The sequence below is a fragment of the Lachnoclostridium phytofermentans genome, from assembly GCF_000733755.1.
Lineage (GTDB): Bacteria > Bacillota > Clostridia > Lachnospirales > Lachnospiraceae > Lachnoclostridium > Lachnoclostridium phytofermentans_A.
Genome location: NZ_JPOF01000003.1, coordinates 722,501 through 737,193, shown reverse-complemented (window position 1 = coordinate 737,193; position 14,693 = coordinate 722,501). Strand labels below are relative to the sequence as shown.

11 protein-coding genes (1 of these 11 cut by a window edge) are annotated in these 14,693 nt (G+C 36.7%); 7 read left to right on the top strand and 4 right to left on the bottom strand.

Annotated elements, in window-relative coordinates; all coding sequences use genetic code 11:
* Window positions 1–95 precede the first annotated feature (95 nt).
* On the bottom strand, window positions 96–1,235 hold the full coding sequence (locus CC92_RS0108670; protein ID WP_029503286.1) for an ROK family transcriptional regulator: 1,140 nt from the start codon (window positions 1,233–1,235) through the stop codon (window positions 96–98).
* A gap of 317 nt (window positions 1,236–1,552) precedes the next feature.
* Here CC92_RS0108670 and xylB point away from each other — a divergent pair, with 317 nt between their 5' ends.
* The 3 genes from xylB (at window position 1,553) to hslO (ending at window position 5,118) form a co-directional block, all read left to right on the top strand.
* Entirely contained in the window at window positions 1,553–3,019 is a 1,467-nt protein-coding gene (gene xylB / locus CC92_RS0108665) for a xylulokinase (RefSeq protein ID WP_029503287.1), read from the top strand.
* A 332-nt stretch (window positions 3,020–3,351) separates the two neighbouring features.
* Window positions 3,352–4,161, top strand: coding sequence for a class I SAM-dependent DNA methyltransferase (locus CC92_RS0108660; protein WP_029503288.1), 810 nt, complete (start codon window positions 3,352–3,354; stop codon window positions 4,159–4,161).
* Between the two features lie 78 nt (window positions 4,162–4,239).
* Window positions 4,240–5,118, top strand: coding sequence for an Hsp33 family molecular chaperone HslO (hslO, locus tag CC92_RS0108655; protein WP_029503289.1), 879 nt, complete (start codon window positions 4,240–4,242; stop codon window positions 5,116–5,118).
* Window positions 5,119–5,320: 202 nt separating this feature from the next.
* Here hslO and CC92_RS0108650 read toward each other — a convergent pair whose 3' ends face one another.
* Window positions 5,321–6,781 (bottom strand): phospholipase D family protein, encoded by a 1,461-nt coding sequence (locus tag CC92_RS0108650; RefSeq protein ID WP_029503290.1) that lies wholly within the window; start codon window positions 6,779–6,781, stop codon window positions 5,321–5,323.
* 270 nt (window positions 6,782–7,051) lie between these two features.
* Here CC92_RS0108650 and CC92_RS0108645 point away from each other — a divergent pair, with 270 nt between their 5' ends.
* Window positions 7,052–7,909, top strand: coding sequence for a FlxA-like family protein (locus CC92_RS0108645; protein WP_029503291.1), 858 nt, complete (start codon window positions 7,052–7,054; stop codon window positions 7,907–7,909).
* Window positions 7,910–8,158: 249 nt separating this feature from the next.
* Here CC92_RS0108645 and glmS read toward each other — a convergent pair whose 3' ends face one another.
* Together glmS and CC92_RS0108635 are read right to left on the bottom strand one after the other, a co-directional pair.
* Window positions 8,159–10,006, bottom strand: coding sequence for a glutamine--fructose-6-phosphate transaminase (isomerizing) (gene glmS, locus CC92_RS0108640; RefSeq protein WP_029503292.1), 1,848 nt, complete (start codon window positions 10,004–10,006; stop codon window positions 8,159–8,161).
* 423 nt (window positions 10,007–10,429) lie between these two features.
* Entirely contained in the window at window positions 10,430–11,449 is a 1,020-nt protein-coding gene (locus CC92_RS0108635; RefSeq protein ID WP_029503293.1) for an asparaginase, read from the bottom strand.
* A gap of 224 nt (window positions 11,450–11,673) precedes the next feature.
* Between CC92_RS0108635 and CC92_RS0108630 the strand changes: the two genes are divergently transcribed.
* The 3 genes from CC92_RS0108630 to CC92_RS0108620 all read left to right on the top strand — a co-directional run.
* Window positions 11,674–13,164 (top strand): CapA family protein, encoded by a 1,491-nt coding sequence (locus CC92_RS0108630; RefSeq protein ID WP_051650753.1) that lies wholly within the window; start codon window positions 11,674–11,676, stop codon window positions 13,162–13,164.
* Window positions 13,165–13,276: 112 nt separating this feature from the next.
* On the top strand, window positions 13,277–14,494 hold the full coding sequence (locus tag CC92_RS0108625) for an NAD(P)-dependent oxidoreductase (protein WP_029503295.1): 1,218 nt from the start codon (window positions 13,277–13,279) through the stop codon (window positions 14,492–14,494).
* A gap of 29 nt (window positions 14,495–14,523) precedes the next feature.
* Window positions 14,524–14,693 carry the beginning of a hypothetical protein gene (locus tag CC92_RS0108620; RefSeq protein WP_029503296.1) on the top strand. Its footprint extends 460 nt past the window's final position, so the window shows 170 of its 630 coding nt (coding positions 1–170); the start codon lies at window positions 14,524–14,526; its stop codon lies beyond the right edge, outside the window.

Sequence of the window (14,693 nt, the reverse complement as noted above, 5' to 3'; positions counted from 1 at the left end):
ACAGAAAATAAAAAAGACAGAATTTAAAAAGACGCATAGATAATTATTAGAGTAAGTGTTGGAACTTTACGTAATAATTTTCTATGCGTTTCTTGTTAATTCTTGGTTGCTAAACTAAGATTTTTAATACCGAGGAAGTTTTTCACCAATACAGTAATACCACCAAGCAGAATAGAATGATCTTTTAGGTTGGAAGCGATTAACGGAATCTTATCCACTAACTTATTACTAACTTTTTTTGTAATCATCTCAGCTAATTCCGGATAAGCGTTAGTAAAGGCACTGTTAATAATAATAATTTCTGGGCTAATGGTGTTTTGAAGATTATTTACGCATACAGCCATGTATTTGATAAAATGCTCCATCACTTCCACTGCTTTTGGCTCTCTTTTCTCGTAGGCTGACAATAAATCATCTAAGGAAGCATCTTCTCTATACTCTTTTAATAGAGCGCGTTCAGAAGCATATTGTTCGAGACAACCCTGATTTCCACAAGGGCAAGTGCGACCATTCATTACAACGATGGTGTGACCAAATTCACCGGCGTTTCCATGATATCCTGTGTATAATTGCTTGTTTAAAATGATACCAAGACCAACACCCGAGTGAATGCTTAAGTTTGCAAGAGAGGTATAGGTCTCAGGAAGAAATGCTTTTTCTCCAAGAGCGGATAGATTTGCTTCATTTTCTAAAAATACAGGAACTCCAAAATAACTACCCAATTGTTCTGATAAGTTAATGTCATGTAAGTTATAATAAGGGGTAAATAATACCTTGTTCTGATGAACTACACCATGGATTCCAATGGCAATACCAATGAGACCATAAGGTGTTTTTTCATATTCAGACTCCATAGATTGGATGAGATCAATTAAGACTGGAACTAGGTTTGTTTCAGAAGGTGTTTTGATTTGTTTGACACTACGTTGTTCTCCTTTCAGATCTGATATCATACAGGAGATTCTGGAAACCTCGATATCAACACAAATAGCATAACCAGCTTTCTTATGAAAACTTAACAGAATTGGTTTACGGCCTAGCCCAGTATCCTCACTTCCAATTTCTACTACTAATTTATCATTAATAAAATCACTAACGATAGCAGAGATAGTGGCTTTGGTTAGTCCTAATTTTTTCGAGATGGCTGCACGGGAGATTGGCTCATTTTGTAAAATTGTTTCAAGCACAAGCTTACTATTAATATCTCGTATCAGTTCTTTACTACCTAAAACCATGATAGAATTTCGTCCTTTCTTAAACGTGCCGATGTTCTTAATTTCTTATAATGAAACCGTAAGAATCTCTCTTGACACTCGTTTTGTATATTGATATGATTATACCATAATCATATTGTTTAGTAAATAAACAATATAATCTTACGGGAGAAGTCCTCTGCTTCTAAGCAGGGGGAACATCTTCATCTCAGTGAGTGCTAAAGCACCTACTGAGTTAGTAGCAAAGCTGTAAGGTTACGAGGAAGTAGCGAAACGGATTCCAAGTACCGCTTGGCAGAGCTAAATGAAATAGGATAGAGTGATATGGGAGGTAGCAGATGTATTATATTGGTGTGGATTTAGGAACTTCTTCTGTGAAGCTTGTGTTGATGAGGGAGAATGGTGAGATTACTAAGGTGGTATCAAAGGAATATGAATTGTTCTTCCCAAAAACCGGATGGTCGGAACAAAATCCGGGAGATTGGTATCGCCAGAGCGTTGCAGGTATAAAGGAATTAATCAAGGATGTGAAGAAAGAAGAAGTTGCAGGAATTAGTTTTGGTGGACAGATGCATGGACTTGTCATCTTAGATAGTAACGACGAAGTACTTCGACCTGCAATTCTTTGGAACGATGGTAGAACCGGAGAAGAATGTGATTACTTAAATAATGTAATCGGAAGAGAAAAAATCTCTAGATATACAGCGAATATGGCGTTAACCGGATTCACCGCACCAAAATTGTTGTGGGTTAAGAAACAGGAACCTGAGATTTTTAATCGCATAGCAAAAATTATGTTACCAAAGGATTATCTTGCATATCGTTTTACAGGAGTACACTGTACTGATGTTTCAGATGCTTCCGGAATGCTGTTATTTGATGTCGAGCATAAGTGCTGGAGCGATGAGATGATTGAAATTGTAGGAATACATAAAAATCAACTCGCTAAAATCTATGAGAGTTATGAAGTAGTTGGAACACTTACTGAGACTGCTGCAAAAGAATTGGGTCTTACGACAAATGTTAAGGTAATCGCAGGAGCTGGTGATAATGCAGCAGGCGCGATTGGTACGGGAACAATAGAACATGGTATGTGTAGTGTATCTCTTGGAACCTCCGGTACTGTATTTATTGCTTCGGATAACTTTGCAGTAGATGAAAATAATGCACTTCACTCCTTTGCACATGCAAATGGTAAATTTCATTTCCTTGGCTGTATGCTTTGCGCTGCATCTGCAAACAAATGGTGGATGGAAGATATCTTAAGAACCAAAGAGTTCGCAAAAGAACAACAAGAGATTGGAAACTTAGGGGAAAATGAGGTTTATTTCCTCCCATACCTTATGGGCGAGAGAACCCCTCATAATGATCCTTCGGCACGTGGTGCATTTATCGGTATGTCAATGAACACAACAAGAGGAGATATGACACTTGCTGTTTTAGAAGGAGTTACCTTTGCACTTCGCGATGCTGTTGAAATCGCTCGTTCATTTGGTGTTACAGTAGAGCGCGTTAGATTAATCGGTGGCGGAGCAAAGAGTGATCTTTGGTGTAAGTTAGTAGCCAATATCTTAGATGTCACAGTTGAAAAATTAGCTTGCGAGGAAGGACCTGGATATGGTGCAGCAATGCTCGCAGCAGTTGGATGCGGTGCTTATGAGACAGTGTCTGAGGCAGCAGATAAATTAATCCGCGTAACAGATACCATATCAAAAGATCCAGCTTTGGTAGAAAAGTATAATAAGAAATACGAGGTATTCCGTGAATTATACCCAACGCTAAAACCGGTATATCGTAAGCTGTAAGATTCGATAGAACATTAGGTAAAATGCATGGAAAGAATATATCATAAATTATATAATAGAAGAAATTTGCCGATTTTCATTTTCTAGAATACATTGAAGCGACAATGGAATAATGATATAATAAGGGCTGTTGTAAAGTTTGGTATGAAATTTTGATACTACTTTACTTCAGTCCTTTTTGATGGTATTGAAAATGTCATCTGTTTTTTTATAGAAATAGTACTGAATTTAGTAAAATTTAAGACTACAGCTTCAATACTAGGTAGCATCAATGAGGGAATGAGGAAGGGAAACAGTGGTTAGAATACCCTTTGACTGGAAGGAGAACAAGAATGCAAGCATATACAGGTTTTGCTAATGTTTATGATACATTTATGGATAATGTTCCTTATGAGGAATGGTCAGAGTATCTTGCTGGTTTATTAAGAGAATACGGAGTAAGGGATGGTTTAGTACTGGAACTTGGTTGTGGTACTGGAAGTATAACCAGAAGATTATTTGAACTTGGGTATGATATGATTGGAATTGACTTATCAGAAGACATGTTAGAGATTGCCAGGGAAAAAGATATGGATGCAGGTTATTCCTTTGACGATATTTTATACCTGAATCAAGATATGAGAGAATTTGAGTTATATGGTACTGTTGCCGCAGTGGTTAGTATTTGTGATAGTATGAATTATATTACAAAACCGGAGGAGCTTAAGCAGGTCTTTCGTTTAGTAAATAACTATTTGGATCCACAAGGAATATTTATTTTTGATATGAACACAGTTCATAAATACAGAGATATCCTTGGTGAGACTACGATTGCAGAGAACAGAGAGGATTGCAGCTTTATCTGGGAAAACTATTATCATGAAAAAGAAGCAATCAATCAATATGATATTACAATCTATAAAAAAACAGAAATTGAGCTTGAGGATGAGGAATTAGAGACAACTTCTCTTTATGAGCGTATGGAGGAAACCCATTACCAAAGGGCCTATGAGCTTGAGGAAATCAAATCTTTATTAATAGAAGCAGGTATGGAATATGTGACTGCTTATGATGCAATGACGAAGGACGCACCAACCAATGATAGTGAACGTATTTATGTCATTGCACGGGAGAAAAAACAAGAGAAGAAGTTGTATTTATAATTTACTTAATTGGTATGTTTGTGTAGCGCTGATTTCACAAACATCAGAGAAAAAAGCAGCGCAGAAAAGAGGAAAATGATGAATGATTATATAGTACGTGCAACTGCAGCCAATAGCCAGATACGAGCATTCGCTTGTGTATCAACGGAAATTGTTGAAACTGCGAGAGGAGCTCACAATACAAGCCCTGTTGTAACTGCGGCACTTGGAAGATTATTAACTGCTGGAGCAATGATGGGTAGTATGATGAAGGGAGATAAGGATCTTTTAACATTAAAGATTACTTGTAGCGGGCCAATTGGTGGATTAACTGTTACCGCGGATTCAAGTGCGAATGTCAAAGGTTATGCCTATCAAAATGTTGTTAATCTCCCTCCTAGCCCTAAAGGGAAATTAGATGTTGGTAAAGCCCTTGATATCGGAGTTCTTAGTGTAATTAAGGATATGGGACTGAAAGAGCCTTATGTTGGACAGACAGATTTGGTTACCGGAGAGATTGCAGAAGATTTAACTTATTACTTTGCAACTTCAGAACAGGTTCCATCCTCAGTAGCACTTGGAGTGTTGATGAATCGTGACAATACCGTACGGTGTGCAGGAGGATTCATTATTCAGTTGTTACCATTTGCAGAAGAGGAAGTGATCTCAAAATTAGAAGAAAAAATCGGAGAAATTACATCCGTTACTTCAATGTTAGATAAAGGGATGACACCAGAAGAAATTTTAGAAGAAATTCTAGGGGAATTTGGTCTTACCATATTAGATAAGGTACCAACCAAGTTTACCTGTAACTGTACGAAAGAACGTGTAGAAAAGGCTATTGTAAGTATCGGTAAGAAGGACTTACAAGAGATGATTGATGACGGAAAGCCAATTGAAGTAAATTGTCATTTTTGTAATACAAATTATGAGTTTTCTGTGCAGGAGCTAAAGGATATTATAACAAGAAGTAAATGATATTAAAGTCTATTACTCCAGCAGGTATGATGGAATGATCGAAATCAGTACGGAATAATTGCAGAAAAATAAAACGAAGAGGAGTGAGATGTTATCACTATCCTCTTCGCTTTTTTAATTACAGTATAAATCTGATAAGAATATCCTGCGAATAGAATACCACCTTATTTTGCGATTGATATATTAGTCTGATTATTTTAAATTACAACAAAAAGCGGAACAGCTGAAATACAACTGAGGTAATGTTATAGAGCATCTTCTTTCCAGTTGAAAGTTCAAGAGGTATCACATCTCCATTGGATCCATAGGTTCCATCTAAAAGAACTGGAAGGGACTTATCTTGCATAGCATACATATACGATTCCAACTGTTTGTTAAATTCAGTACCATGAACGACAATCATAACTTCTGTGTCCAGATAAGCACTTCGCATATCAGCATTAAAAGAACCAATAATGGAAATATCATCATCTATTAAAACAGATTTATCATGCATCGAGTGATCTCCCTGAAATTCATAAATCTGTACACCAGTTTTGATAACCTTAGGCTTATTAAAAGTATAGTCCGAAGATGCCATAACATTATCGCCCCCAGCGGTAGAATTAATTAACATTCGAAAATCTGATACCTTATTACTAATTTCTTTCATGTCATTGTACATACTGGAGTCAAATACAGCATATGGAGTTTGAATATAAACACGTTTCTTCGCATTTTTCATAAGTTCCACCATCTGATACCAGATGAGAGGTTCTTTTGCCATAATATGAATTGGATTTGTGATTAAAGTGATTTTATTTGTTGGGACGGTAACTGGCACGTAATCACCCTCGGTAAAAAGTTGTGGTTGCGTTGTTTTTAAGTCCTGATAGATGGAACCAAGAGTTTCATAAGCTTTTGTAACGCTATTTTTCTTATGTCTCGGAACGCGATCAAAGACTGGTTCACTTTCTTTTGCATTCCAAACGGATTCGAAATAGCTCCATATTTGAGTTAAAACACTTTCCTTACTACTACTTGTTTCAGCTGCAGTATTATATACAAAGATATCCCTATCATAACTTAAGACATTGGTATTATATTCACCAAGAAAATAGTTAGAGATATTTCTGCCACCAAGGAGTAGTAACGAGTCATCGATAATGAGATATTTGTCGTGTAGCCTACCATTTGCTGTCCAGGGTTTTAGTAAATTCAGCATATTATAATAACGGATTTCAACATTTTCATGTGTTCCAAGGGCATAATAGATTGGGTCAGCTCCCATATCGATAAAACCAGTTAAACCATCCACTAATATCTGAACCTTAACGCCACGATTGGCTGCTGCTAAGACTACACTGGCAATTTCTTTACAGCTGCGGTCATGTTTAATGGAAAAAGAAGAGATTGCAATCTTTTCTTTGGCTTGATTTATCATATGTATACGAACATCAAGCGCATCTTGACTAGTTTCTACCACAGCTGCACGGTCTACGGATCTGGTATCACTGTAAAAACTATTTAAACTAAAGTTATTTTTAAAATCTTCGCTAACTTCAGGTGGATTTGCAAAGGGGATGGTTACGCTAATAACGACATATATTAGATAGACAATTAACACAGAGAGAATACTATATAGTATTTTCTTTTTTCGGGATAGATTTTTAAACTTTTGCATAATAACCTCTATTCATACACATGTTCATGGAGTGAAAGAATTAACTCCACTTGTTTTTGATAATATAGTAGTTCCATTATAGAGAGAGGGAAAAGAAAATACAATTAAAATTCGATTAAGAATCCTACATAGCATACCCAGACAAGGAAGTATCATGCGTAATCACATTTCTTTATAGAATAGTTAATTTTTAGAAGGAGTTGACGATATGTATGTTAGAGTTTATGTTAGAACATAAAGAATTAATACAGAGAATGAGAGGTGACTTTTATGAACATAGGTGCTACGGGGGGATATTCCTATACTTCATCGCTTTCCTTTGGACAGAACCAATATACTCAAGGGTTGTCGTCGCAAGAAGATAATAAGAAAGAGGAAGAAAGAAATAGTATTCTTGCCACAGACTTAAGTCTTAACAAGCGAGAAGACTCGTTTTTAGAGTCTTTAAAAGAACAGTATAGGCAATATCAAGAAGAATTAAATTCACTGGGTGCGAATGAAGAGTTATCAGCGAAAGAAAAACTAGCGCGAAGAAAAGAAATTCAAGAGCAGATTAGTGGTATCAAAGATCAAATTGTTGCAAGGCAGCAGCAATTACAGCAATTAGAAAAGGAAAATGCCCAAGAAGAGATTGAAAAGAAACAGAGAGAATCAGTAACAAATCATAAGGATATGACGGAAGAGGAATACAAAAAACAGTTACATCAGAGTTTTCTCACAGAGGCGTCCACGGTTATGTCGGAGGTTGGTACGATTCACCGGTTAAAGGTAAAAACAGAAGGAGAGTTAAGAGTCGCTACAAAAGAGTTGGAATTATCCATGGCAAAGTCAGGTGAGGTTAGCGATAGTCTCTCTAATAATGTTTCAGAAACTAACCAAAGATTATCTCGGATTGATATGAGATTTAGTGAGAAACTAGGCAAGTTAAATAAACTCGCTAAGGACCAAAAAGAGGAGTTAAAGAGTAAGGAAAAGGATTCGAAAATTACTATTTCTTCAGATAAGGAAAAAGGTGAATTAAAAGTAGCAAAGGATCATACAGAGAATAATACTGAGATGGTAGACAAGGAAGAAAACCAAAAAGATATGGATAATAGGTATGATAAGCACGTAGATGTTCTTATATAGTAGTTATGAAAAACAGAGGATTCAAAGAAAGTACCATATAAGAATATTGTAGTATTAGAATTAAGTGAAGTGCATAAAAAAGAAGGATAGATAAATTCATACATAAAACATGAGGTTATCATATAGAAGAATATAAAAGGATGGGAAAAGTTTTCCCATCCTTTTGTTCTTATAATTCATGACAAGGAATAGTTCGCTTAGCGTGCTTTTCCTTGTTAATAAGTGCGACAGCTTGCTGAAGCAACTTATTTACTCTACCGTTACAGACTTTGCTAAATGACGCGGTTGATCAACGTCTAAGCCTCTTGCAGCAGAAGTATAATACGCAATCATCTGTAGAGCCACGGCTGCTGTATAAGGAGCAAAGAGATCTTTTGTAGCTGGAATGTCAATGCGGAAATCGTAGAGGGAGTTTTCTATCACTGCATCCGCAGTGGTAATACAGATAACCATAGCACCTCTTGCACGAACTTCTTTCATATTAGACACCATCTTTGATAATACGTTAGACTGAGTTGCTAATGCAATGACAGGAATTCCTTCCGTAATTAAGGAAAGAGTACCATGTTTTAATTCGCCAGCAGCATAAGCTTCCGAATGTATATAAGTTATTTCTTTTAACTTAATCGATCCTTCGCAGGCAAGAGCAGAATCCATACCACGACCGATAAAGAATAGATTTTCTGTATAGATAAGCTCCTTACTAATTTTCTTAAAGTAATCAGCTTGCTTTAATACCTCTTCGATTGCTGGTACAACACCATACAACTGTTTAAGATAATTGGAAACCTCATTTTTTGTAAGACAACCCTTTGCATAAGCAAAACGGAAGGCTAACACATAAAATGCGGAGAGTTGGGCAGTGTAAGCTTTCGTGCTTGCAACTGCAATCTCTGGACCTGCATGTGTATAGAATACATAGTCACTTTCTCTTGCTATCGCAGAACCTTTCACATTTACAATGGATAGAGTTTTTGCACCCATTTCATGAGCAAGTCTTAATGCTGCTAAGGTATCCGCAGTTTCTCCCGATTGAGATACTGTTATCACTAACGTATTTTGATCGATGATCGGATTCTGGTAACGAAATTCTGAAGCAATATCCACGGTGACAGGAATACGAAGAAGGCGTTCAATTAATACCTTGCCCATCAGTCCAGCGTGCATTGCAGTACCACAGGCTGTAATAATGATTCGATTGACATCAGAAAATAACGAATCCGGAATATGATCGCAAGTTAAGTCAGGAAGGAAATATTCATTTTTGAAATCGTCCTCTGAACTATACTTTTTGATTCTAGGAGCAATCGTACGCGTAATTGCTTCTGGTTGCTCATAGATTTCCTTTAGCATATAGTGCTTAAATCCGTTCTTCTGTGCCGCTGACATATCCCAGGTAACACTTAATATCTCTGGTTCAACGAGCTCTCCGTTTAAGTCAGTAAGCGTAATGGAAGTCTTCGTAAGCTTTGCTATATGAAATTCAGGCAATACGAAATAATCCTTCGAATAACGGAGTAGAGCTACCATATCCGAAGCGACTACGGAGCCTTGTTCTGTGCTACAGGCCACAAGCGGACTGCCTTTTCGAATACAATAGATTACGTCAGGTTGATCTGAAAATAGAATACAGAATCCATAAGCGCCCTCCAATTTATCTACCGCTGCCTTGATTGCTTTATAGGCATCACCGTCATATAAGCTATCGAGAAGCATTGCCGCTATTTCGGTATCTGTTTGAGAAATTGGATGACGTCCACCATTTTTCAGTTCATTTTCCAGTTCATGATAGTTTTCAATAATACCATTGTGAATTAAAGTAACCTTTCCACAGGAATGTGGGTGAGCATTTACTTCGGATACTCCACCATGAGTAGCCCATCTGGTATGCCCAATACCGCAAGAAGAGGTAATTGTAGCCGGTACTTTCTCCTTCAATGCTGCTACTTTTCCTACAGATTTGATTACATGAATTCCTCCGTCCATAAAACATGCAATCCCTGCACTGTCATAACCGCGATACTCTAATTCTCCGAGTCCCTTAAGCAGTACCTCGGCCGAATTTAAGTGCCCGGTAAATCCAATAATACCACACATAAAAATTCTCCTTTTTGTTTTTAGTTGTCAAAGTGCATTACGTTGTTGTTTGATAGCACTGCTGTTGTGCTGCAGTTACCTGCCATTTTTTCAGTACCTTACGCACTCAAACTGTACGAGAGAGCATCCGCCGAAAATTCGCTAACTCCCTACCTCGTTAACCTCTAAATTTCCCGTCCAATAGAGGTACATGGCGCTAATTTTATCTCCTAAAATTGGAGAAGACATTTCTGTCAGGTGATTGCCTTGGACTGACATCAACATTCTACAAGAAAGTAAATGGAAAGTCAACAAGTGTCTGTCATAGTTTAGTGATGAGATAAGATTAGCAAAGAACGCTAAGTTGATGAAATAATTACTACCTTCAATATAGAATTGGAGTATTCACTAGGAATACTCCAATATTATCATATGAATTAATCGCTATGCATGTGCAGGTTTATTTAAGTTGATTTCTCCTGCATAATTTGTCTGGAACATTTTACGAACTTCTTCCTCATCATTCGACTGGCCTAGGGCCCAGATAAGCTTTGTTACAGCAGCTTCTGTAGTCATATCATAAGCTGGAATCACACCTTGCTTTAGTGCTAGTTGACCTGCTTGGTAGATGGATAAGTCGCTGCGTTCATAAAGACACTGACTTGAGACAACAATTGGAATCCCGGCATCCACAAGTTTTTTTAGTTTCTCCATAAGATTTCGGTTTACAAAATGCAAGCCACCAGAGCCAAATGCTTCTATAACTATGCCTTTATAATTCATTTCTACTAACATATCGAATATTTCGGGATTTAATCCAGGTGTCAACTTTATTAAGAAAACATCATTACAAAGTTTATCTTTGTAAACGACTTTTCCTGTTATTGGTTGAATTGCATTCGTATTGATATTAAAGCCATTAGCATCAATGGTTGCAACCAGTGGATAATTAACGCTTTCAAAAGCATCAAAACCAGTGGTTCGAACTTTAACAGCACGACATCCTAAGATAACTTTCCGATGAAATGCAAGATAAATACCAGGGATTCCTGTTGCTGCCATAGCAAGCGCATATCTTAAATTATCCATAGCATCTGTAAGTGGATGTGTCAGTGGAAGCTGAGAACCAGTGAATACCACTGGAATCGGTAGGTTCTTTAACATAAAAGAAAGAACGGAAGTGGAATACGCCATTGTATCAGTACCATGGGTTACTACGATACCATCGTAGGAGTTATGATTATCAAAAATATTTTTTGCGATAAACATCCATTCTTCAGGCTGAATGTTAGAACTATCTAAATTTAAAATGTCCTTGATTGTAATAAGGTAATTTTCTGAAATCCCAGCAAGAAAACCTCCAAGATCTGAGCCACTTAAACCCGGAGCAAGACCTTCGTTACTGTTAAGGGAGGCTATCGTGCCACCAGTCGTTAATATTAATATACTTTTCTTTGTGTCCATAATTATCCTCAATATTGATCTATATTCCTTGGCCCCATTTTGTTGGGTCCTTAGTATCACGATACTATCATAACTACTATAGAAGATTTAATCTAAATATGCAATGGTTTTCGGTACCATAATACAAAAGGAAAGGCAGAATACAAAATGTAAAAGATTGACAAATATTTGCTAATTCGTTAGTATTAACATGTATTGTTTCAAAATTATTTTTTGGAGGGATTATGAAAACGAATCTGCGATATTTGAGACTCATTGGACTAGTGATAACTCTTACTTTCTTTTTGTTAGGGTGTGGAGTAAATACAAAACAAACAGGGGTGTTTACTCTATCTGTAGATACAGGTATTAAGGCAGTTCCCGAAGATAAGGATAACCAATTAGAAAGAATTTTGGAGAAGGCTGCAGCAGTAAAGTACGATATTAGTTTTTACAAAGAAGGAGACTCAGAGCAAGGAAGCGATACAGAGAAAAAGGACAGTATAGAACAAAACAGTGATATAGATCAAAAAGAAGAACAAAAAAGCAATGTAGAAGAAAAAAACGGTGCGGAGCAAAAGGATATAGATCAAACAGATATAAATCAAAAAGATAGTATAGAACTAGAAAATAGTAAGGAACAAAGCGATAATCAGGAATCAGAAGATTATCCTATTAAATCTGAAGAAACTGAAACTGAAACTGATCAACAATCTATGGTTACCTTACTAGCGGTAGGAGACAATTTACTTCATCAGAAAGTAATTGATAGCGGCAAGAGGGGCGACGGGAAGTATAATTATGATCATCTATTTGAACAATTGACAGAAGATATTAAGGCAGCGGATATTTCAGTAATTAACCAGGAAACTATATTTGGTACAAAAAAGATGGGGTATAGTGGATATCCTAGATTTTGTTCTCCGACAGCAGTGGGACATGCCATTGCTAAGGCGGGTTTTGATATCGTTCTTCATGCTAATAATCATACAATGGATAAGGGAGAGAAAGGAATTCTTACTACATTAAACTATTGGGATCGATATCCCAAGATAACACCAATCGGTATATATAAATCGAAAGAAGAGGCAAATCAGGTTACCTATGTTAAGAAAAATGAGATTACCTTCGCTTTTTTAAATTATTCCTATGGCCTTAATGGGAACTCTTTAGCAGCTAGCAAATCATACCTTGTCAATATTATGGACAAGAATAGGCTTAAAAGCCAGCTAAAAGAGGCTAGGAAGAAAGCGGATTTTATTGTTGTTTTTCCCCATTGGGGTTCGGAGTATGTTTATGAGGCGAATAAATATCAGAAAGAATATGCAAAATTTTTTAACGAGCAAGGTGTGGATTTAATCATAGGCACACACCCACATGTATTACAACCAATTGAATGGATAGAAGGTGAGAATGGTAAAAAAACTCTAGTGTACTATTCTCTTGGTAATTATGTCTCAAGTATGGATTATACTGACCGTATGCTTGGTGGCATAGCCAATGTTACTATTGTGAAGGAAAATAATAAAACTTTTATTAAAAAAGCGTTGTTAACTCCTATAGTGACACATTATGAACGTGGTGGTGATTATAACTTTTCCGTATATAAATTATCCGATTATACGCAAAAACTTGCCTCAAAACACTATATATTAAAAGGAAAACGGGGAAAGGACTTCTCTTTAAAAGCATTGAAGAAATTAGCATATGATATTGTTGGAGATTTCATAGAATAATACTCGGAAAATGTCAATTTATTAACGATTGTTGCTATTTGAACATTTTCGTATATAATTAAATTCCAAACGGATATTGTAACTAACTGACCGTAATAAGGAGGGCTTTTTTATGGCAGATCATGTAGTATATGAAGCGAAAAGATGTTTAAATTGTAAGAAACCACTCTGTATGACTGGTTGTCCAATCAGCACACAGATTCCAACCATGATACAAGAATTTTTAAATGGTGGTATAGCGAAAGCTGGAGAGATGGTTTTTGAGAATAATCCACTGTCTATTGTTTGTTCATTAGTATGTGACCACGACAAGCAATGCGAAGGACATTGTATTTTAGGTAAGAAGGGTATGCCGGTACACATAAGCAGCATAGAAAATTATATTTCTAGCACTTATTTTGAACATATGAAGTTAGATCGAGAAGAAAAGAAAAATAAACGAGCAGCAGTGATTGGTTCTGGTCCTGCTGGAATTACAATCTCTATTCTTTTAGCAAAAAAAGGTTACGATGTAACGGTATTTGAAACGAGAGAAAAAATTGGTGGAGTCCTTCGTTACGGTATTCCTGAATTCCGCCTTCCAAAGAGAATTCTTGATAATTACAAAAAAAAGATGTTAGAATTAGGCATTAAGTTCCGTCCTAATACTACGATTGGTGGTGCTATCGGGATTGATGACTTATTCCGTGATGGTTATCTAGCAATTTTTGTTGGTACTGGTGTTTGGAGACCAAATGCGTTACACTTAAAGGGTGAGACTCTTGGTAACGTTCATTATGCAATTGACTATCTTGTAAATCCAGATTCCTTTGAACTTGGAGATTCTGTTGCAATCATTGGTGCAGGGAATTCTGCAATGGATGTTGCAAGAACCGCAATCAGAAAAGGGGTTAAGGAAGTTACAGTATATTCTCATCGTGAAGAAATCAAAGCAAGTGTGCATGAAGTAGAGTATGCAAAAATTGATGGTGTTCGCTTTGAAACTTGTAAGTCTACCGTTGAATTAACCGAAGATGGTCCTATTATGAATACAGTAACCTGGGATGAAGAAGGTAATATGGAAATTGTAGAAGGAAGTGCAAAACTTTATCCTGCACAGTCTATTATAATCGCAATTAGTCAGGGACCAAAGGATAAGATTGTTTCCACAACGAAGGGAATCGATGTTAACAAGAGAGGATTAATTGTTACGAATGAATGTGGAGAAACCTCACGCCCAGGTATATTTGCATCAGGAGATGTTGTAAATGGTGCAAAGACCGTAGTAGAGGCAGTGTATTATTCAAAAATGGTGGCAGAAGCCATGGATGAATACATGAGTAAATTATAATTCATGGAAGTATGCAAGGAGGATAAGGGATGTTAAGTGTAAAGAACACAAGTGTAATGAATATGGAAAATGCTATTCGAGGAGCAAGAAATCCAATGAATAGCTGGGCAAGAATGGATAGCTATTATAATGAAGCACATGAGTATGTTTTGGGCGAAAATGATTTACAGCTTGCAAAGCGTTTATGTAAGGCAGGAAG

What these genes read in the sequence shown, in the direction of transcription:
- CC92_RS0108670 (WP_029503286.1), bottom strand. Translation starts at nt 1,235, where the DNA reads ATGGTTTTAGGTAGTAAAGAACTGATACGAGATATTAATAGTAAGCTT.
- xylB (WP_029503287.1), top strand. Translation starts at nt 1,553, where the DNA reads ATGTATTATATTGGTGTGGATTTAGGAACTTCTTCTGTGAAGCTTGTG.
- CC92_RS0108660 (WP_029503288.1), top strand. Translation starts at nt 3,352, where the DNA reads ATGCAAGCATATACAGGTTTTGCTAATGTTTATGATACATTTATGGAT.
- hslO (WP_029503289.1), top strand. Translation starts at nt 4,240, where the DNA reads ATGAATGATTATATAGTACGTGCAACTGCAGCCAATAGCCAGATACGA.
- CC92_RS0108650 (WP_029503290.1), bottom strand. Translation starts at nt 6,781, where the DNA reads ATGCAAAAGTTTAAAAATCTATCCCGAAAAAAGAAAATACTATATAGT.
- CC92_RS0108645 (WP_029503291.1), top strand. Translation starts at nt 7,052, where the DNA reads ATGAACATAGGTGCTACGGGGGGATATTCCTATACTTCATCGCTTTCC.
- glmS (WP_029503292.1), bottom strand. Translation starts at nt 10,006, where the DNA reads ATGTGTGGTATTATTGGATTTACCGGGCACTTAAATTCGGCCGAGGTA.
- CC92_RS0108635 (WP_029503293.1), bottom strand. Translation starts at nt 11,449, where the DNA reads ATGGACACAAAGAAAAGTATATTAATATTAACGACTGGTGGCACGATA.
- CC92_RS0108630 (WP_051650753.1), top strand. Translation starts at nt 11,674, where the DNA reads ATGAAAACGAATCTGCGATATTTGAGACTCATTGGACTAGTGATAACT.
- CC92_RS0108625 (WP_029503295.1), top strand. Translation starts at nt 13,277, where the DNA reads ATGGCAGATCATGTAGTATATGAAGCGAAAAGATGTTTAAATTGTAAG.